The sequence below is a fragment of the Pantoea sp. Nvir genome, from assembly GCF_009829915.1.
Lineage (GTDB): Bacteria > Pseudomonadota > Gammaproteobacteria > Enterobacterales > Enterobacteriaceae > Pantoea.
The window spans coordinates 73,976-95,677 of record NZ_SZZW01000006.1 but is presented as its reverse complement, the minus strand read 5'-3'; the positions used below and the strand labels follow the sequence as shown (position 1 = coordinate 95,677).

13 protein-coding genes and 1 tRNA gene are annotated in these 21,702 nt (G+C 40.4%); 7 read left to right on the top strand and 7 right to left on the bottom strand.

What is annotated here, in order from left to right; genetic code table 11:
* Window positions 1-38 precede the first annotated feature (38 nt).
* The 4 genes from FD729_RS04710 to polA all read left to right on the top strand — a co-directional run bounded on the left by FD729_RS04710 (window position 39) and on the right by polA (window position 5,793).
* A tRNA-Asp gene (locus tag FD729_RS04710) sits at window positions 39-115 on the top strand.
* A gap of 138 nt (window positions 116-253) precedes the next feature.
* On the top strand, window positions 254-1,048 hold the full coding sequence (locus FD729_RS04705; RefSeq protein WP_159932126.1) for an endonuclease/exonuclease/phosphatase family protein: 795 nt from the start codon (window positions 254-256) through the stop codon (window positions 1,046-1,048).
* 966 nt (window positions 1,049-2,014) lie between these two features.
* Window positions 2,015-2,644, top strand: coding sequence for a thiol:disulfide interchange protein DsbA (gene dsbA / locus FD729_RS04700; RefSeq protein ID WP_159932125.1), 630 nt, complete (start codon window positions 2,015-2,017; stop codon window positions 2,642-2,644).
* Between the two features lie 356 nt (window positions 2,645-3,000).
* Window positions 3,001-5,793, top strand: coding sequence for a DNA polymerase I (polA, locus tag FD729_RS04695; RefSeq protein ID WP_159932124.1), 2,793 nt, complete (start codon window positions 3,001-3,003; stop codon window positions 5,791-5,793).
* A gap of 292 nt (window positions 5,794-6,085) precedes the next feature.
* On the opposite strand, the gene yihA is transcribed toward polA, so the two are convergent.
* From yihA to glnA, 3 genes are all read right to left on the bottom strand, one after another.
* Complete coding sequence (gene yihA / locus FD729_RS04690) at window positions 6,086-6,712, bottom strand: ribosome biogenesis GTP-binding protein YihA/YsxC (protein ID WP_159932123.1); 627 nt, start codon at window positions 6,710-6,712, stop codon at window positions 6,086-6,088.
* A gap of 1,050 nt (window positions 6,713-7,762) precedes the next feature.
* Window positions 7,763-9,175: a nitrogen regulation protein NR(I) gene (glnG, locus tag FD729_RS04685; protein WP_159932122.1), complete on the bottom strand. Its 1,413-nt coding sequence runs from the start codon at window positions 9,173-9,175 to the stop codon at window positions 7,763-7,765.
* 905 nt (window positions 9,176-10,080) lie between these two features.
* The gene (gene glnA / locus FD729_RS04680) at window positions 10,081-11,490 is read right to left on the bottom strand and encodes a glutamate--ammonia ligase (RefSeq protein WP_159932121.1); all 1,410 of its coding nucleotides are present in this window, start codon (window positions 11,488-11,490) and stop codon (window positions 10,081-10,083) included.
* Window positions 11,491-12,510: 1,020 nt separating this feature from the next.
* Between glnA and FD729_RS04675 the strand changes: the two genes are divergently transcribed.
* A complete protein-coding gene (locus FD729_RS04675) occupies window positions 12,511-13,107 on the top strand; it encodes an HAD-IA family hydrolase (protein ID WP_159932120.1) in 597 nt (198 codons plus the stop codon).
* An 18-nt stretch (window positions 13,108-13,125) separates the two neighbouring features.
* Window positions 13,126-13,959, top strand: a complete 834-nt coding sequence (locus FD729_RS04670) for a virulence factor BrkB family protein (protein WP_236421739.1) — start codon at window positions 13,126-13,128, stop codon at window positions 13,957-13,959.
* 251 nt (window positions 13,960-14,210) lie between these two features.
* Here FD729_RS04670 and recG read toward each other — a convergent pair whose 3' ends face one another.
* The 4 genes from recG to gmk form a co-directional block, all read right to left on the bottom strand.
* Window positions 14,211-16,292: an ATP-dependent DNA helicase RecG gene (gene recG, locus FD729_RS04665; RefSeq protein WP_159932118.1), complete on the bottom strand. Its 2,082-nt coding sequence runs from the start codon at window positions 16,290-16,292 to the stop codon at window positions 14,211-14,213.
* Window positions 16,293-16,800: 508 nt separating this feature from the next.
* Window positions 16,801-18,909 carry a bifunctional GTP diphosphokinase/guanosine-3',5'-bis pyrophosphate 3'-pyrophosphohydrolase gene (spoT, locus tag FD729_RS04660; RefSeq protein WP_159932117.1) on the bottom strand — a complete coding sequence of 703 codons (2,109 nt, stop codon included), beginning with the start codon at window positions 18,907-18,909 and terminating at the stop codon, window positions 16,801-16,803.
* A gap of 41 nt (window positions 18,910-18,950) precedes the next feature.
* A complete protein-coding gene (rpoZ, locus tag FD729_RS04655) occupies window positions 18,951-19,205 on the bottom strand; it encodes a DNA-directed RNA polymerase subunit omega (protein WP_159932116.1) in 255 nt (84 codons plus the stop codon).
* Window positions 19,206-19,270: 65 nt separating this feature from the next.
* Window positions 19,271-19,897 (bottom strand): guanylate kinase, encoded by a 627-nt coding sequence (gene gmk, locus FD729_RS04650; protein ID WP_159932115.1) that lies wholly within the window; start codon window positions 19,895-19,897, stop codon window positions 19,271-19,273.
* A 1,055-nt stretch (window positions 19,898-20,952) separates the two neighbouring features.
* Between gmk and rph the strand changes: the two genes are divergently transcribed.
* A complete protein-coding gene (gene rph, locus FD729_RS04645) occupies window positions 20,953-21,669 on the top strand; it encodes a ribonuclease PH (RefSeq protein ID WP_159932114.1) in 717 nt (238 codons plus the stop codon).
* The last annotated feature ends 33 nt before the right edge of the window (window positions 21,670-21,702 follow it).

Below are 21,702 nucleotides of genomic sequence, written 5' to 3'. Positions count from 1 at the left end.
CGTTATTAGTCATAATCTTACGCGATATCGTGTTCGGTGGTGCGGTAGTTCAGTCGGTTAGAATACCGGCCTGTCACGCCGGGGGTCGCGGGTTCGAGTCCCGTCCGCACCGCCACCCTCCTTTATATGTACCCACTAAAAGGATAAGCCCTGGCTTATTGAAGTTAAGGCTTATCCTTTACATCAAGAAATTGAAATCCAAACTAAAAATCTTTATAAGTTACAACAGCTGCTAAAAACATTGAGTCAAAGAGTGCAAAAAAAAACTTATGCAGTGAGATATGTCGCTGGACAACCAGTAGAGCAAATCTTTCCACCGAGTGCGATGTTACATCTCCGTAAGGCGCTATTACCTAAAGAGTCGGTGATATCAAATGCTAATAATCTAAAGGTATTGATATGGAATATATTCAAACAGCAGCGCTCTGACTGGATGTCTGTATTGCAGGGGTTCGGAAAAGATGCGCACCTTATGCTTTTACAGGAAGCGCAGACTACACCTGAATTAGTACATTTTGCGACTAGTAATTACCTTACAGCTGATCAGGTGCCCGCTTTTGTACTTCCACAGCATCCTTCTGGAGTCATGACACTTGCATCGGCATATCCTGTATACTGTTACCCTCTTCGCGAGCGGGAACCTCTGTTACGTTTGGCTAAATCTGCACTGGTCACAGCTTATACATTACCAACTGGTGCGATGTTGATGGTGGTAAATATCCATGCAATAAATTTCAGCCTAGGAATTGATGTTTATAGCAAACAGCTAGGTCCCATTGGTGAGCAAATTCTACATCATAAGGGACCGGTCATTATGGCGGGGGATTTCAATGCATGGAATCGTCATCGTATTCATGTTCTTTATCGATTTATGAGTGAAATGGCTATAAAAGAAGTAAGATTTATCCACGATCACCGGCGTAAAATGTTTGGTCTTCCACTCGACTTCGTTTTCTATCGCGATATCAGCGTTAATAATGCATCGGTTCTAGTAACTCAAGCATCCGACCATAATCCCTTATTAGTTGAGTTTAATACGGCTAGTTAAATTTGTACCTTACAAATTAATAAAATTTAGCAGTAATGTTTTCAGTAAATCCCTAGGCTCAGGGAAGTAAAAAATACAGTTAGATATTTATAAGCTATAGCACCGCTGAGCAGAATAGTGATTTTTTCAAAAAAAAAGAACATTTTATACATGATCTAACATTAATTAAGCTGTTGATATTAGCTATAATTATTTTTTAGTTATAGTTATATTTCTTGTTAAATCTTACTCTCCTTCTGAGGGTTGTAAGGATAAGATGACAACAATAATTTTAAAAATGCCTAATATCTATTAGAAATAATTAAGTCAGCCACATTAATTCTATAGATTAAATTGTATCTAATAATATCACTATATCACGAAATTATTTCATTTCTACATTACTAAAATCTTAATTAGAATAGGGAAATATCATTTCGTACCTTAGCATGCAAATAAGTGCTATTTGTTATATCGATTGATTGAAAAAGAAGAATATTTTATAAATACATATACTGATTCTTACTGTCTTTAATATCTGTTAAGCTGTAACAGCTAGTAAAAGCATGCACCATAATAAACAACTGGAGTGAATGGCTAATGATACATTCGATTAGACGTACACAACCTTTCATAAATTTCTATAATCTATATGAATGATAGATCTATATCTGCATTAGTCGTATACTGAATTGGTATCTAGTAAATACTTTTTTTATATGGATGGCTGAGAGACAGTGCTTCTGCAAGTGATTAATAAACTTTTAACCGAAGTAGTAGCTAGTAAGACTCAGCAGGGCTACAGGATGTATTCCTATAGTCTTTCTTTTGATCTCAAAAGTTGATCTGCGCCTATCCGTATAGGCGTACAAATTTAGTAAGAAATGTTATTAAAGAATTACAAGGATAACGCTTTTGTAATTTACTAAAAAGTAGTCACTATAGCTGATCCTGCAATTTTAAATGAAGTTAGGAGAATACTTTATAATGAAGAAAATTTGGGTTGCACTGGCTAGCATAATATTGTCATTCAGTGCTACTGCTACACAATTTACTGATGGTCAGCAATATGTTAGCTTACCACAAGCTGTTACTAACGAGCCGCAGGTGCTAGAGTTTTTTTCCTTTTTTTGCCCACATTGCTATCAATTTGATTGTCTTTACCACATTAGCGACGCAGTCAAGAATAATTTACCTACTAATACGAAAATAACTAAATACCATGTCGATTTCCTTGGCGGAGATTTTGGTCCGGTTGTGACGCGTGCATGGGCGGTTGCCATGGCACTAGGCGTAGAAGATAAAGTGACCGCATCTCTATTTGACGGTATCCAGAAAACACATACTATCACTGATGCGGCTAGCTTAAAATCAGCTTTTATTAATGCATCATACATCTCATCTCAAGAATATGATGCTGCTTGGAATAGTTTTGCCGTGAAGGCACTAGTGGAACAGCAGAAAAAAGCTGCGTCAGACGTCGATTTGCCTGGCGTGCCTGTGATGTTTATTAACGGTAAATATATGATAAATAATGGAGGTATTGACAGTAGCTCTATGGAAAACTTTATTGCTGAATACGCTAATATAACAAAGTTTCTAGTCAGCAAAAAGTAATAAAAGTAAGACTTATCTATAAACATCGATATATAGACTTCTTTTTTGTGTGTAAAATCACTTAGCATAGTAATTAATTTGCTTTCTTCCTGATTTCAGATCTATACGATCTACAACCTCTCTGTGAGAGGACAGCAATATCATTTAATGATAAAAAAATAAATTTTTGATATATTTTCTTTTTTTAAAAAATATTTCTGAACGTTATGTGCAAAGTTCTCTACAGAAAAGCCGTAAAATTTAAGATTGAAAAAAAGAAAAGAAATGTTATTGTAGTACAATTGCCCTCAATGTTTTTTTGAAAAAGCTGTGAATCCCCGCAGTTTCATCCATAGCAATAGAGATTATCTAGGTTTATGGTGCAAATTTTAGAAAATCCTCTCATCTTAGTCGATGGTTCATCCTACCTTTACCGCGCTTATTATGCGTTTCCACCTCTTACCAACAGCTTAGATGAACCTACCGGTGCCATATATGGCGTAGTCAATATGTTAAAAAACATATTAATGCAATATAACCCAAGCCATTTTGCAGTGGTATTTGATGCCAAAGGCAAAAGTTTCAGGAGTGAGCTTTTTAAAGCCTATAAAGTACATCGTCCACCAATGCCTGATAATTTACGTGTTCAGATAGCACCTTTGCATCAGATGATAAAAGCGATGGGGTTACCTCTTGTGACGGTAAGTGGAGTTGAGGCGGATGATGTGATCGGTACGCTGGCGCGTCAAGCAGAAAAAGAGGGCCGTTCCGTACTTATCAGCACTGGGGATAAAGATATGGCGCAGTTAGTCACTCAGAATATTACCTTAATGAATACCATGACTAAGGAGATCTTAGGTCCCTCAGAGGTTAAGAAAAAATATGGTGTAGTACCCTCATTGATCATCGACTTTCTCACAATAGTAGGGGACAGTTCTGATAATATTCCGGGTATTCCTGGTATTGGTAAAAAAACCGCGCTTGTATTGCTACAAGAATTAGGAGGTATACAGTCAATTTACGATAATCTCGATAAGGTAGCCAATCTCTCTTTACGCGGTGCAAGAACCATGGCAGCCAAGCTAGAAAAAAATCGAAAAATAGCATTTCTCTCCTACCAACTCATCACTATTAAAACTAATGTTGAATTAAATCTAACCTGTAGCGAATTGACAGTGAATAAGCCAGACATAGCAATGCTGCAGAAATTATTTAGCTATTATGAATTTAAACATTGGCTATCTGACTTAGAGGAAGAGAAATGGCTAAAGAGGAAAAAGAATAACCTGAAAGAGAAGTGTCCACTAATAGTGGACACTTCAATGAAACCGCAAGCCAACAGCGTGATCCCTTCTGATAAGAATATGATTATCCTTGACCAAAAAACATTCGATTTATGGTTAGAAAAGGTAAAAAATAGCGATCTATTTGCTTTTAAGCTTCAGACTGATTCCCTCGATATATTTAGTACTAACATTATTGGAATTGCGCTCGCCATAGCACCAGGCGAGGCTGCTTACTTACCAGTAGGACATGACTATCCTGATGCCCAGAAACAGTTAAATCGTCGTAATGTGCTAGCTCAACTCAAGCCTATTTTTGAAAATAACAACGTCAAGAAAGTAGGTCAGAACATGAAGTCTAATTATGGTGTACTGAAGAATTACGATATTGAACTAGGCGGTATTAAGTTCGATACTATGCTAGAATCTTACCTTCTCAACAGCGTCGACTGTAAGTATGATATGGCCTGCTTGGCAAGACGTTGGCTTAATCGTAAAGCAGTGACCTTCGAAGATATCGCTGGCAAGGGTAAAAATCAGCTGACCTTTAACCAAATAACTCTGGAGAAAGCGGCGTATTATGCAACAGAAGAAGCAGATATCACACTTCAGTTACATTTAAAAATATGGCCTGAATTAAGAAAGGAGACATGTCAGAAAACAGTGTTTGAAGAGATTGATATGCCTCTGTTGACCGTACTCTCTCGCATTGAGCGCAATGGCGTACTCATTGAACCGGTTTCTCTGGAACAGTATTCAAAAGAACTAACGATGAGATTGACGGAGTTGGAACAGCAGGCACATGAATTAGTGGGAAAACCTTTTAATCTTGCGTCTACTAAACAACTGCAAAAAATCTTTTTTGAAAATCAGGGCATGAGGCCTACTAAAAAAACACGTGGCGGTGTTCCATCTACTAACGAAGCAGTATTGGCGGAGCTAGCGCTCGACTATCAATTGCCAAAAGTAATTTTAGAACATCGTGGTTTGTTGAAGCTTAAATCAACTTATACAGATAAATTACCAAAGATGATCAATCGGCTAACTGGCCGCGTGCATACCTCTTATCATCAAGCTGTTACTACAACTGGGCGTCTTTCATCAACGGATCCAAACCTACAGAACATTCCAGTTCGCGATGAGCAAGGTCGACGTATACGGCAGGCATTTATTGCTGAGAAAGGTCACTGTATATTGGCAGCAGACTACTCACAAATTGAACTACGTATCATGGCACACCTCTCCCAAGATAAAGGTCTGCAAGATGCTTTCGCATATGGTCAAGATATTCATCGCTCTACTGCCGCCGAAGTTTTTGGTGTTGTGCTAAGTAGAGTCAGTGTTGAGCAACGCCGTAGTGCCAAAGCAATTAACTTTGGTCTGATATATGGTATGAGCGCGTTCGGTTTATCACGCCAATTGAACATTAGCTCCTATGAAGCGAAAAAATACATGGATCTCTATTTTAAGCGTTATCCCAATGTATTACGCTACATGAAAGAAACTCGTGAGCAAGCGGTTAGACAAGGTTATGTAGAAACTCTTTTTGGGCGTCGTTTATGGCTACCCAATATCAAATCTAGCAACGCTGTACTCCGTAAAACAGCGGAGCGAGCAGCAATTAACGCACCAATGCAGGGGACTGCGGCAGACATCGTCAAGCGCGCTATGATCGCAATAGACAGATGGATACAACAACAGAATAGTAGTAATAAGACCATAAGGATGATTATGCAGGTTCACGATGAGCTCGTATTTGAGGTACGTAGCGATATAGTTGTGTATGCTAGTCAGAAGATCCGTGAATTAATGGAGGGTAGCATAATACTAGATGTTCCTCTTAAGGTGGAAATCGGTATTGGGGAAAATTGGGATCAGGCACATTAACGGACGTCTCTCAGAGGCGGTGCGTCCAACGTTGAACCTGTTGAGAACTGAGATAAAATAAGCTAAAGTTTCTTTAACCAATGTAGTTAATTAGAGGAGCTATTTACTAAAAATTAGTATAGTCAGACACTTTTCAATCTTTGAATATAAAAATTATGGCTGTTGATAAACATTAACCAGAATAACCCTTTGGGATTCTGACAATCAATGATGATGGGAGATAAAGAAAACATATTGAGATGATTGTCTTGTGGATTATTGAGTTCATTTGGTAAAACGCGAGCGGATCTTATTAGATTAATAGTGTATTTGTACCCTTTCCCATGAACCAAGAGTCTAATTTTTGAGATAATTTATCTACGCCTATATTTTTTTTTAGTGACGAGAAAATTTCTACTTGCACATCGCCTATAAAAGCCAGAGAAGCTTCGCGCACTATATTGAGTTGTGAGTGACGTCTCCTCAACGAGACCTTATCCGCTTTAGTCAACAGCACTAACACTGGTATCTGGCTCTCCCCTGCCCACTGGATCATCTGTTGATCAATATCTTTAAGTGGGTGGCGAATGTCCATTAATACTACTAAGCCTTTTAGAGCCTTGCGTTTTTGCAAATACGCTCTTACTAAGCTCTGCCATTTCTTTTTTGTTTCTTTTGGTACTGCAGCATAACCATAACCTGGTAAATCTGCTATACGCTTATCTTCAGCTACTTCGAACAGATTGATTAACCGTGTACATCCTGGAATTTTACTAGTACGAGCTAGTTTTTTTTGTTTTGTCAGCGTATTTAGTGCACTGGATTTTCCTGCGTTCGAATGTCCAGTAAAAGCTACCTCAATCCCAGTATCTGCAGGTAACTGGCGTATATCGATCGCACTAAGAATAAAATGAGTAAAGTTATAATTTATTTCAGACAAAGGTGAACCCCGAAAAGGTTTAAGAACTAATGCTGATTACATGCAATATGGTGCCATGGTACCCGACAAATTCTATCTCTGGCATTTTATAAGGTATAAACAATTTTCACGAGAAAAAATTTTATTGTGAGCACTTTTTTAAAAACAAAAACTATTATTTCATAGTTTAAATGTGATAATTGGGCAGTGATGGGTTGTGTCTGTTGCCATATTGCTTACTTAATCTAAGTGAGGACGGATACGGATATAAATTATCTTAGAAGTTGGCAAACGTGGATCACCCTAAATTTTTTAAACTAAAAAGAACTAAAAATATGATGCCTGTTACGAAGTATATAGATAAAGCTAATAGTGTCCAGCTATAATTATTACTACAATATCTTCCATATTATCATTTTTTAATAAAAAACAAGATTCTATTTGTAATGCGTATTTTTATACCAACAGTTCATTTAAACAGCATAGATTTTGTACGTTAATACAAGTTATTTAAAGATACTCTTTTATAAAAAAGAGTGTGATGTATGCTCACCACAAAAAGTATATACTACTCTGCTCGTTAGTATTATGACCCACAGTGGGAGGAACTAGAAAGAAGTTACTCTGGCACTGTTCGCACTACCTGACGACTCTTATCTGCGATGCAAAGTTATAAACGCAGCACTAGCAGTCATTTTCACATTAAGTTTTTAAAACGAACAAAGAATGTTCGGATAGTATCATAGTAGGCGTGGTGGATAGTGCGAACTAGAAGAGTATGAATTATTGCACATTTCATTTGCGAGTAATTTACACTATCCACGCCATACTAGGGCAAAATACTTTGCTTTTCACACACTTTTAAATGAGTAGTTAAAAAAAGTCGGTTCCTTTTACAAGGTAGTTACGGTGCGTTAGTAATATCATCCACATTGTGCAAAATTATGCATAAATAGAATTGGTAAATTGTTTTTTCTCTTAAACTCACCTGCATACTGCTTAACAGCACCGTGGTGTAAATTAGGGTACAGCAATAAGTTATTAAATAATAACCTGATTTCTCCTCATTAATTATTCCATACCAAGTTCTTTAAGTTTGCGCGTTAATGTATTACGGCCCCAACCTAGTAGCCTTGCAGCTTCCTGCTTATGCCCTTGTGTATAGTGTAGTGCGGTGGTCAACAAGGTACGTTCCATTTTTGGCTGTACTTCAAAAAGAAGATTTTTCTGCCCGCAGCACAGTGCATGATTAGCCCACTGTGCTAGCTGGGTTTCCCAGCTGTCCGGTATAGATTGAACTGAATTTTCCAAAGTGCTAGACTCGAACATCTTGGAAGGCAGATCCTGGATCAGTATTTCTTGACCTACTGCCATGACCGTCAGCCAACGACAGGTATTCTTTAGCTGGCGCACGTTACCTGACCAGTAGAGAGATGTCAGCGCCGCTTCTGTTTCAGGATGAAGAATTTTCGCTTCAACACCTAGCTCACATGCTGCCATCTGTAAAAAATAATGAGCTAGGCAAGGAATATCCTCACGACGTTCACGCAGGGGTGGCAGATGTATGCGAATCACATTCAACCGATGGAAAAGATCTTCGCGAAACTTGCTTTCCTGTACACATAGCTCCAAATTTTGGTGAGTAGCCGCGATAATACGTACATCGACTTTCACTGGCGCATAGCCACCAACACGATAAAATTGACCGTCAGACAAAACACGCAGCAAGCGTGTCTGCATGTCAAGTGGCATATCACCAATTTCATCTAAGAAAAGCGTACCACCGTCAGCCTGTTCAAAGCGACCTTGTCGAATTTGGTTAGCACCAGTAAACGCGCCTTTTTCATGGCCAAAAAGCTCGGACTCGATTAGATCTTTGGGAATTGCTGCCATATTCAGTGCAATAAATGGTGCTTTATTGCGGGGACTGTAGCGATGCAACGCATGTGCGACTAGATCTTTACCGGTGCCGGATTCCCCGTTGATCAGCACGCTAATCGACGATCGTGACAAACGGCCGATAATACGAAACATATCCTGCATTGCAGGTGCTTCACCAATGATATCAGTGGTAGTATATTTACTAAGCGGATGATTACGTGGTTGCTGCTGCTCCTGATAGTGATTGATGGCACGTTCGACTAAAGCTACGGCTTCATCAATCTTAAAAGGTTTAGGCAGATGGTCAAACGCCCCTTGTTGGTAAGCACCAACTGCTGCATCTAGATCAAAGTGTGCTGTCATAATGATGACAGGGATCATTGGATGACTCTGCTTGATCTGTTTTAGTAGCGTTAGGCCATTTGTACCTAGCATGCAATTATCTGACAACAAAACATCTGGGGTTGTGGTCAAGAGCGCGTTCAGTACTTCATCACCGCTCTCTAAAGTGGCACAACTTAAACCGGCTCCAATAAGCGCACGTTCAAGCACCCAGCGGATGGAGCTATCGTCATCGACGATCCAGACTCTCCCTCGTTGCATAGAAACCTCACTGGTGAATAGGCAGATAAATTGAAAATGTTGTATGTTTTTAGTCCACCTGTGAAGTTTATTTTTTCTAAAAGACTGGTTGATTAGGACTGTGGGAAATAGAGATGACTAGAGCAGTGCCACCATCGCATATCCTGTGCTCATTAGATAAATAAGCGTATCGCGTAAATAGGATCGAATGCCAAAGCCATCATTTTTAATTTGATAAATGCAACGAGTCGGTAGCGCGTATGAAGTACATTGTTAGAAGAATGGTGTTCAATTTACTCAGAATTATGCAGTATCTCCGGTATAACTGAGATAGTAATCGCATTCTAACAAGATTTTTTTTTCAACAGCTTTATACATAACTAACTTAACTACTCTTTCAGCGACTTGATGGATAAATTCTCTGCGTAATATTCATGCTATGTGGTTACTAGCTTAGTAGGTGGTACACGACATGAAGCAGACGGTCGATTGCTCAATAATTGATTAGATATAATAGTTTTTCAGCAACAGATTAGGAGGCTTAAGGTACAGAAGCGGCCATTGTAGCGTACAAGTAGCGCCAGTTCTGCGATAATAATTGCTTCGCTGCCAGATTGGTATTGTGGAGCATTAGATATTTATCTATCAATAAATAAGTTGATATAATAAATCAGATAGTTGAGCTTTTCTCCACTTTTATAGCGGATGGCACGTTGCCATACAATATTCCTCTGAGCTATAGTCTAGTTTTAGATAGTGACAGAATTAAATTTGAAGCAGAAAAAGCCCATAAAGATATGGGCCAAAGTGTCTACCATCAAGAAATTTTCTGCATATTACACTGTTTCGTTGTATTTCATATCCTTAGTAGGATATTGGTTATAATTTTATGTTTTATGTAGTAAAGGACTTGAGCCGAATAAAGATTAAACACTATAGTACAGTTCAAATTCAACCGGGTGCGGTGTCATACAAACTCGGTTATTTTCTGCTTTACGCAGTTCAATGTAAGCATCGATAGCGTCATCAGTAAACACACCACCACGCACCAAGAACAAACGATCTTTATTCAGGGCGTTTAGAGCTTCTTCTAACGAAACGGCAATTTTTGGAATTTCTAATTCTTCTTTTGGTGACAGGTCGTACAGGTTCTTATCCATCGCATCGCCAGGGTGGATTTTGTTTATTATACCATCAAGACCCGCCATTAGTAGGGCAGTGAAAGCTAGATACGGATTAGCAGACGGATCGGGAAAGCGTACTTCAATACGACGTGCTTTTGGACTAGCGACAACGGGGATACGGATGGAGGCAGAGCGGTTACGGGCAGAATAAGCCAGTATAACAGGCGCTTCGTAACCAGGCACTAGACGCTTGTAGGAATTGGTGGTTGGATTTGCTAAAGCGTTAATCGCTTTTGCGTGACTAATAATGCCGCCAATGTAGAATAGCGCGGTTTCGGATAGACCTCCATATTTATCTCCTGCAAACAAGTTTACACTGTCTTTAGAAAGCGATATATGGCAGTGCATTCCCGAACCGTTATCGCCCAATATAGGCTTTGGCATAAAAGTCGCAGTTTTACCGTAAGCGTGCGCTATGTTATGTACCACATATTTATAAATTTGAATTTCGTCAGCTTTTTTAGTCATAGTGTTAAACCGTGTTGCCACTTCATTCTGACCAGCTGTCGCTACTTCATGGTGATGTGCTTCAACAACTAGGCCCATCTGCTCCATAGATAGACACATGGCGGAACGCATATTCTGCGAGGAGTCAACCGGCGGAACTGGGAAGTATCCTCCTTTCAGGGCAGGACGGTGGCCTTTATTACCACCTGGGTACTCTTTGCCTGTGTTCCACGCTGCTTCGATATCGTCGATGACGACATATGAACCAAAAATAGAAGAACTAAAACGAATGTCATCAAATAGGAAGAACTCCGGCTCGGGTCCAAACACCACTGTGTCTGCAATACCCGAAGTACTCAGATACTCTTCAGCACGCTTAGAAATAGAACGTGGATCACGATCGTAACCTTGCATAGTGCTTGGCTCAAAGATGTCACAGCGGATTATTAGCGTCGATTCTTCGAAAAAAGGATCCAGCACCGCAGTGGTAGTGTCTGGCATCAGCACCATGTCTGATTCGTTAATGCCTTTCCAGCCAGCGATTGAAGATCCATCAAACATTTTACCTTCTTCAAAGAAATCAGCGTTAACTTGGTTGGCAGGAATAGTAACGTGTTGTTCTTTGCCTTTGGTATCAGTAAAACGAAGGTCAATAAACTTAATTTTGTGCTCTTTCATCTTCGAGAGAACGTGTTCAGCTGACATACTCAACTCTCCTAGAAATGGTTATTATAGTCGTAATGAGAGACTGCGACGTCTGGAATCTTTTAGTCTAACTAATATTTTCATCAACTAACCGATGTTGACATGCATGCTTTAGCCGTGATGTGGCTGCTATTTTTGCCTTTTGCTAAGTAATGCATTACAAGGTGAACACTGTTCTAAATTTTAGAAATAAGGCTAAATTAATACTGTGTGAACCCTTTTCCATTATTAGCTGTCTGCACTAATCAAGTGTGCTAAAAAAGCGTAGTTTTTTAGGTATCCTTCTTTGTATACACCTAATTGTATTCATGCACTGCACTATGTGCAGTCAAATCTCTTCTGCTTGTGAAATACCCTTCAAATAAAAAATGTAATCGTATTTATTAAGTATCCGCTTAGCCCTAACACAATAGCGTACTGTTGCTAATATCGGAGACAGAGTTGAGTTGTGAGCTAAAATTTGCCTGATGTAACATCACTATCATTACACAAGTTAGTTACCCAGGTAGTGTAGATATTCGTTCGTAACTTTGCCGTGTATACTAATGTAATATCATCTAATAATTTAGGGTAAAAGATCATTCCCTCTATAGTTTGAGACTAGCATATCAACAAGATATGTACCTCCAGGTGCATTTCTTAATTAAGTTGTTCACACCGTATTATCTCTTTGTAATCTCAAGGAGCACGGAAAATCATTCCTAAGTTATAGTGCAAAAGTCTGTGAAAAATAAATTTTCGTATTTACAGTTTCCTATTCGGAAGGGATTTGCACTGTCTAACAGTAAAAATTTACTTCATGCTCCTGGTACATCTTTTCCATAAACATCATTCAAATGATGAATACACGCAAAAGCGTACTACGCAATTGCATTGTTGAAAACAGCAATGCGTTAAGTACTAAAAATCTCTATTTTAATAGTTTTTTTTTATCTTTTGCTATCATTATGATTGAGTTTATTCTGACACTATTTTGCCGCTAGAAGAGTGAATAATCTAGGGAACTAGAGGATTATTGCCATGTTATATATTTTTGATTTAGACAATGTGATTATTAACATAGATTTTAACCGTATTCTAGGTGTCTGGAGTAACTTGGGAAGCGTACCTCTAGCGCTGTTGCAGAGCCGCTTCCACAGGGATGAGGCATTTAAAAAGTATGAGCGCGGCGAAATCAGCAACGAACATTTTGCAGCTGAGTTATGTGAACAATTAGATATCACTCTGAGCTACGAACAGTTTGTAGTGGGCTGGCAGGCAGCATTTATAGGGGCGCAGACCGATACACTGATATTAATGAATCAGTTACGCATTGATGGCCACCGTGTGGTAATTCTTTTTAACACCAATAAACTACATACCGAATGCTGGTCAACTCAATATCCGGAAGTACGCGCGTCGGTGGACACTATTTATCTGTCGCAAACGCTGGGCATGCGTAAACCGGAAACCCGCATTTTTGAACATGTCTTACAGCAAGAAGGCTATGATGCCGATCAAACAATTATCTTCGATGCTAATGCAGAAAATATCGCAGCGGCTAAAATGATAGGCATTAAGAGTATACTTGTCACTGATAGTAATACCATCCCATCTTGGCTAGAAAATCACTGTTGAACGATGATATCAAGCCGTATGATTTTAATCTTCGATGAGTTATGGCTGTGGCTTAAGTTACTATCAAAGCGTATCAGCGATGACAATATGACGATACAGGCCGGCAACTTGGCCTATGTCTCATTGTTGGCACTAGTGCCGCTAATCGCTGTCATATTTGGACTTTTATCAGCATTTCCGATCTTTTTTGAAGTCAGTATCCAGATAAAAAAATTTATTTTTACTAACTTCGTCCCGGCGACAGGCAACGTAGTACAGCTCTATCTGGATCAATTCCTCGCTAATGTACACCGAGTAACTATACTAGGCGTGGTAGGACTTATCATCACCTCTTTACTGCTGATGCATTCTATCAATACGACGCTGAATACCATCTGGCGCTGCCATGAAAAACGTCCTCTTATTTACTCTTTTATTATTTATTGGATGATTCTGACATTGGGTCCACTACTGGTGGGTACTAGTCTGGCGATTAGTTCCTATTTACTTTCGTTACGCTGGATTAGTGACAGTAGCTATTATGGGCTGATTGATCAGGTGCTGCAGGTTTTTCCTATACTGCTTTCTTGGATCGCTTTCTGGCTGCTTTACAACACTGTACCAACTCGTAGTGTTCCAACGTTTGATGCGCTTATCGGCGCTCTAGTAGCAAGTCTATTATTTGAATTAGGTAAAAAAATCTTTACTATGTATGTTACGGTATTCCCTTCATATCAGCTAATTTACGGGGTGATAGCGGTGATCCCCCTCCTATTCCTCTGGGTCTACTGGACCTGGTGTATTGTGTTACTGGGTGCAGAAATTACCGTTACTTTAGATGATTATCGCAAGCTAAAATTACATACAGCATAAAAAAATAAGAGATTATATTTCTTTAATAACTACTCCAATGATGACGCCGTATATAGATTGTGTGGTCATGAGTCACGCTTCCCTAATCACTTTTAGTGTTGTTAGAAATGGAGACAAAACTACTTTGAGTACAGAGAATTTACTTCGTTGATTAATGAATTCTTGTTATAAACTTTGAGTGTGTCTATTAGACACCTTATATTCCCAAGGCAATATATAGTTTTGTACTTTGATGGGGAATAGAAGATGAATTATACTTTCGTATAACGTTCTGCTGATGGCAACCAGCGTTCGATTAATGCCTTAGCTTGCTTAGGATAGTGTTGATGAATATGGAGCGCTACACGTTGTACTTCTGGAACAATCTCCTTATCGCGCAGCAAATCCGTGACCTTGAAGTCAGTATTTCCGGTCTGGCGAGTGCCTAAAAGTTGCCCAGGACCACGGATCTCTAGATCGTGCTGGGCAATTACAAAGCCATTGTTGTTATCTCTCAGCACTTGCAGACGCTGCTGCGCAGTTTTGCTTAAAGGTGTTTTGTAAAGTAAAACACAGTGAGAGACCACCGCACCACGTCCTATGCGTCCGCGTAATTGATGCAGCTGCGTCAGACCGAGACGCTCTGGATTTTCAATAATCATTAAACTAGCATTGGGCACATCGACTCCTACTTCAATGACGGTTGTAGCTACAAGAAGCTGTAGTTCGTTAGCCTTAAATGCTGCCATTACCACCTGTTTTTCCGCAGGTTTCATGCGACCATGCACTAAACCAATATTAAGTGTGGGTAGTGCAGCTTTGAGAGCTTTCCAGCTTGCTTCTGCCGCTTGTGCTTCAAGCAGCCCGGATTCTTCAATCAGTGTACAGACCCAGTAGGCCTGGCAACCATCTTTTAGGCAGGCATGTTGTACTCGTGTGATAATCTCATTACGGCGGCTATCGGGGATCATCACAGTGGTGACTGGTGTACGGCCTGGCGGAAGTTCATCAATGGTAGAAATATCAAGATTGGCATAAGTAGTCATTGCTAAGGTACGTGGGATAGGTGTGGCGGTCATAATCAACTGATGTGGGTGAAAACCTTGCTCCTCGCCTTTTTCCCAAAGAGCCAACCTCTGATGTACACCGAAGCGATGTTGCTCATCAATAATCACTAGTGCTAGCTTGTTAAACTGCACCTTTTCCTGAAATAGGGCGTGTGTTCCAATTATCATCGCCACTTGACCATCAGCAATTGCTGCCTGCTGCGCTTGGCGTGATTTTCCTTTCTGCTTGCCAGATAAACAGCCGACATTAATGCCGAGTGGCGTGAACCAGCTATGAAAATTGTTCGCGTGTTGTTCAGCTAGTAGATCGGTTGGCGCCATAAGTACTACCTGTTTACCGTGTGCAATAACATTTAACGCCACCAGAGCCGCTACCAGAGTTTTACCGGAACCTACGTCGCCCTGAACTAGCCTCATCATTGGTAAATCGCTAGACAGATCTTGCTCAATCTCTTGTACTACTCGTTTTTGCGCATTAGTCGGTGAGAAAGGTAGCACTGCTAGGAGTTTATCACTCAGTGTATGGATCATTTTTAAAGGCAGTGCTTGGAAGCGCTGAACGCCGTCGCGCACCGCAAGTACACTGAGAGTATGCGCTAATAGCTCTTCAAGAATCAGTCGGTACTGTGCTGGATGGCGGCCTCTTTTGAGATTCCGTAGACATAAATTTAATGGTGGACGATGCAGAGTACGTAGCGCTTCTTGCAGACTGATCATGCCCTGTGCTAGACTCTGCGGCAGCAGTTCGGCAATCGGTACGCTATCGAGCAGAGCTAGGGCTTGATCGGTAAGATGACGTAACGTACTTTGTCGAACACCTTCTGTAGTAGGGTAAATTGGTGTTAGGTTTTTTTTCAGAGTCCCACGGCTGTGTATGCTTTGTACACTGTATTCAGGATGAGTGATCTCTAAGCCACGTTGGCCACGCTTAATTTTCCCGTATGCAATGATTCGACGGCCAGGTATGAGACTATTCTTCATACCCGGATTGAAGTTAAAGAAACGCAAAGTCAGTGTACCGCTGCTATCACTAATCTGACATATCAACATGCGACGATTGCCAAAGTTAACTTCAGTCTGTAAGATTTTGCCTTCTACCATAGCCCAGATGCCGAGTGGTAGATCATTAATAGCGTAGATCCTACTACGATCTTCGTAGCGTAGTGGAAGGTGAAGCAGTAGATCTTGAATGGTATGTAAGCCGAGCTTAGCGAGTTTTGCCACTTGCCTGGCACTAACACCAGTCAGGGTACTGACCGGAATGGTATCCAGTAGGCGTTCTTTCATTTCTTTTTCACCGTGCCCTGTTGTATAATATCTCCTTAGTTAACTTCTGTCTTTACTTCGCTGTAGGTATTACTTAGGATATAGTTGCTCTTTTTACTTTGCTAACGATGATGGTATCGCAGCCCTACTACATACAATAGTATCCTGTCCAATCTTTTCTCTATCCAATACTACTAGTATGTTGGTATGTTTTGTTGCCACCAATGCACTTCATAAAGAAGTTAAGCGGAGTCTTTAGATGCTTATTACGACTGCAATTGCACCATAACGATTACAAAGATAATAATATTAAGATCAAACAGATAGTATTTCTACTGTAATACAGGTCGGGATAGTGTGCAACCAATGTAGCAAAAATTTCCTACTCTAGCAAAGTTTCGATTAATTTTTACCTTCACACAAATGTTACTTTCGGCGCAGAACAGCTGATTTGACTATAATGTCATTTGTTTAAACAGCGCTTACGTTACCCCGATACAAGTAAAATGCTAAAGGTTTATACAATAAGCTAATTACGGTCACGGTGAACTTTAATCACGTCAGGCATTACGCGTATTTTGCGTATAATATTGGCTAAATGGACTCGATCGTATGCAGTCAGACTTATAAACACGCTATAAACACGGCTATCCAGTTCTTCTGTGTTTAAGCTTTGAATATTGGAGCCAGTAGTATTGATAACTGCCGTTAGGTTTGCTATCACACCTTGATGATTAAACATGTCGACTTTAATTTTAGTCACAAATTCTTGATCGGTAAGCTTATCCCATTCCACTAATAGAAATTTTTCAGGTTCCTTCTGGTAGCCGTGAATATTAAGGCAGGGTTCACGATGAACCAATAAACCTTTGCCAGGGCTGATGTGTGCCATAATTGGATCACCTGGAATGGGATGGCAACATTTGGCGAAGGTGATTAGGATGCCATACGCTCCTTTAATGGGTAGTTTTCCGCATTTGCTGTCGCTCGGTATCAGCGCATTGGTCGATTGCAACAGGTTTTTCGCCACTACTATTCCCATGGTATTGCCTAGACCAATTTCCTCTAGTAGTTCGTCTAGCGATGAGAGCTTCATACGATCTAGTTCTTGCTTGATATTATTTGGCGTAATCTCTGCTAGTTCACGGCTGCCGCCGAGTGCATGGCTAAGCAAACAACGTCCTAAATTCACAGAGTCTTCGCGCTTGAGGTTTTTCAGTAGTTGACGAATCTTAGCGCGCGCTTTGGAGCTAACAACAAAGTTAAGCCAGGAGGCATTAGGACGTGCACCAGGGGCAGTGATAATCCCCACTGTCTGGCCGCTAGTGAGCGGCTGCGACAGAGGATAAGGCTGACGATCTACTTGCGCGCCGACGCAGGTATGGCCGATATTGGTATGTACCGCATAGGCAAAATCTATCGGTGTAGCACCTACCGGCAGTTCTACAATGTGACCTTCGGGTGTAAATACATAAATTTCGTCAGGGAAAAGATCAGATTTTACACTTTCAATGAATTCAAAGCAACTACCCGCGCTCTGCTGTAGATCTATCAGGCTTCTTAACCAGCGCTGGGCGCGAATTTGTGCGGTAGTACTACTTTCACCAAGCTGTTTGTATGCCCAGTGTGCAGTAATCCCCATTTCCGCCATTTGATCCATATCTTCAGTACGAATCTGCACCTCTATAGGAACGCCGTGCGGACCTATCATCGAAGTATGCAACGATTGATAGCCATTCGCCTTGGGTATAGCGATATAATCTTTTATACGTCCTGGACGAGGTTTAAACAGGCTATGCATTTGGCCAAGAACGCGATAGCAAGTGTCTACATCCTTTACTATCACACGGAAAGCATAGATATCCATGATAGAATGAAAACGTTGCTCTTTTAAAGTCATTTTTTGGTAGATGGAGTAAATATGCTTTTCCCGGCCTCCGACGCGACATGAGATGCATGCTTCCTGCAGTCTTCTATCAATTTCCGATAGAATGTTTTGAATCATCTCCTTGCGATTGCCGTGTGCCGCTTTTACTACCTCTTTAATAACACGGTAGCGATTAGGGTAAAGAGCTTCAAAACCTAGTTCTTCTAGCTCTATTTTTAGGTGATGAATACCCAGGCGATGCGCTAGCCTACTATAAATTTCTAAAGTTTCTAGCGCGATGCGTCGCCTCTTGGTTGGACGCAGCGAGCCAAGAGTTCGCATATTGTGCGTACGGTCGGCCAGCTTAATGATAATGACACGGATATCTTGTACCATCGCCATAATCATCTTACGAAAATTTTCTGCCTGCGCCTCCTTTTTGTTGCTAAAGGTCAACTTATCAAGTTTAGAGACACCTTCTACCAGTTTTGCCACGCTTTTACCGAATAGTTGTTCCATATCCTGATAAGTTGCCGGCGTATCTTCAATTACATCATGCAGCAGTGCAGCCATCAGAGTTTCATAGTCAAGTTTCATCTCTGCAAGTATACAGGCAACGGCGACCGGATGGGTAATATAAGGTTCACCACTGGAACGTATCTGACCCTCGTGAGCATCACGTGCGACAAGGTACGCTTGCTGGAGGTGTTTGATTTTTTCCTCCGGAAGGTATTTTTCAATCAGCTGATTAAAACTTTTAAACAGATACAAGGTGGACCTGCATGCGACTATTAACAACGGCTTTCAGCAATTTAGGTAACAGCTCTTAATTCAGCGGTTTCCTGTTCTTTATGATCTTGACGAACATTTATATCCATAATCTGATTGGTAATCAGCCCTTTTTCAATTTCACGGAGGGCAATAACAGTCGATTTATCATTCTTTTCTAGAACTAACGGATCTTTACCTCCTATCTGCATTTGACGTGCACGACGTGCAGCGACTAAAACTAAGTCAAAACGATTACCGATTTTTTCTACTGCTTTTTGAACGGTTACGCGCGCCATAGGGTTGTGCTTACTCCATAGATATAGATAGAGGAAAACAATTGGGCATAATACTGAAAGTGTATTCATACTGCCAACAATTTACTAATTAAAGCATCATGACGCGATTTTTGGTGCCCCATACGCAGGTGTTCAGCATGAATAATAGTGTTCAGATCGGAGAGAGCCCGATTGAAATCATCATTGATAATAAGATAATCATATTCAGAGAAGTGTCGTATCTCAGAAGCAGCCTGAGCCATACGATGGAAAATTATTTTTTCGCTATCCTGACTACGAGTGCGTAGACGACGGTCGAGCTCGTCCTGCGACGGTGGCAACACGAAAATACTACTTACATCGGGCATTTTTTCACGGATCTGCTGAGCGCCCTGCCAATCGATGTCAAGAAAAACATCTATTCCTGCTAGGAGAAATTGTTCAATTGCTTTACGCGATGTGCCGTAGTAATTATCAAATACTTTTGCGTACTCAAGGAAGGCATCCTTCAAGATCATCGCTTCAAATGCAGTTTTAGAGATAAAGTAATAGTGTTCGCCATTGACTTCACCGGGACGAATTCCGCGAGTTGTGTGAGAAATAGACACATGTGCATTGAACAAAGGTTGTGGTGTCCTTAATAGAGCCTGAATCAGGCTGGATTTACCCGCCCCGCTGGGGGCGGAAACTATAAAAAGTATTCCTTGATCCATTGATCTTCTTGAATTGAGTAAAGAGCACAATCGACTTCATGTGTACGATACATAGCTTAACTACGTCCCGTAGTGCAGTATTGATTACATAGCGCACTGTGCAAATCTTTGATGAATTGGAGTTTAAAAAATCTATTATTGCAGAATGTAACCCTTCTAACGAACGGATAAACTAAAAATATAACGCTTAACTGCTCTTTGCGTATAAAGACTCTGTTTTTACTCGGTTGAGTAGAGACAATAATTCGGAAAAGTGCTTCGTTCAGCACCAGTTCATAGGGCGAACTGGTGTCTGAGCTTTTAGCTACAGAATTGTCTAGCAAACGCTACTGCCTCAACCAACTGCCTTAACCTTATGGCATTATTTTGAATGTTTTTAATCTTTAGTCACCATTGGATAAAAAATCTTATTCTCTCTCACGAACTGAACCCCTCTACTCTAAAGTACTGAAAAATATTTATTGAAATAGGGGAGTTAAACAGAACGGTAGCGGTTGTAATTACCATTCAGTATTATAGGATAATTATCGTCATATTTAAGAACACTTGAATGTTTTTTTAGCGAAAATCTCAAAATATATTTATTCTCCATGCAACTTATTTAGATTAATCTCCCTTATCCATTCTACACTTCAGTTTCGATGTTACCAGTATGCCTTAATAGATAATACATCTCTCTAGCTGGTGGCATCCAGTATAATAATAGTATTGATTAGATTTAATCTTTTTTCATACTGTTTGATTTTTACAGTAGAGTGCCTTTTAGTAGAATGAGTAAAAGCAGAATGCTACTAATATTTCATCATACTAAAAAATATGCATAATATCAAAAAATTCTATTAAGGCGCAGATACTGGTTTGGCTACTAACGGATCGAAGGAGATAATTTTTACAATAATTAAATTGCAGAATTAGGATATAGTAGTAATGGAGAAGACAAATGTATCCATAAATAGTTCGGAAATCCTCATGCCGTTGCGTAACCCTATCAACAAAACGGAAAAACATAGAAATCTATATATTATACAAATAATTCATTTCAGTCGGAGATGACCATGCGTACATCAAGCCGAAGTGCACAGCAGATGCGCTCCGTCACCCTTACTAGAAATTATACAAAACATGCCGAAGGTTCTGTACTAGTAGAATTCGGTGAAACTAAGGTACTATGTACCGCTACAGTAGAAGAAGGTGTGCCACGTTTCCTAAAAGGTCATGCACGAGGATGGGTCACAGCCGAATATGGCATGCTACCTCGTTCTACACATAGCCGTGTTGCGCGTGAAGCTGCCAAAGGTAAACAAGGTGGGCGCACGTTGGAGATTCAGCGTTTGATTGCACGCTCGTTGCGTGCGGCTGTCAATCTCAAAGAGCTGGGGGAATATACTATCACGCTTGATTGCGATGTAATTCAGGCTGACGGCGGTACTCGTACCGCCTCTATTACTGGAGCATGCGTGGCGCTTGCTGATTCTCTGAACAAGCTGGTAGCGGATGGTAAGCTAAAATCCAATCCCATGAAAGGCATGGTAGCGGCAATCTCTGTTGGCATCGTCGAGGGCAAAGCGCTCTGTGATCTGGATTATGTGGAAGATTCCGCCGCTGAAATAGACATGAATGTAGTGATGCTCGAAGATGGCAAAATGATTGAAATTCAAGGTACTGCTGAAGGTGAGCCTTTCAGCCATGAGGAACTCATTGTACTACTCAAGCTGGCACGTGGCGGCATTGAAAAACTGATTCAGGTGCAACACGCAGCATTGAAAAATTAATTTAATAGGCGGTGTCTAAAGAGATGTTTTTCG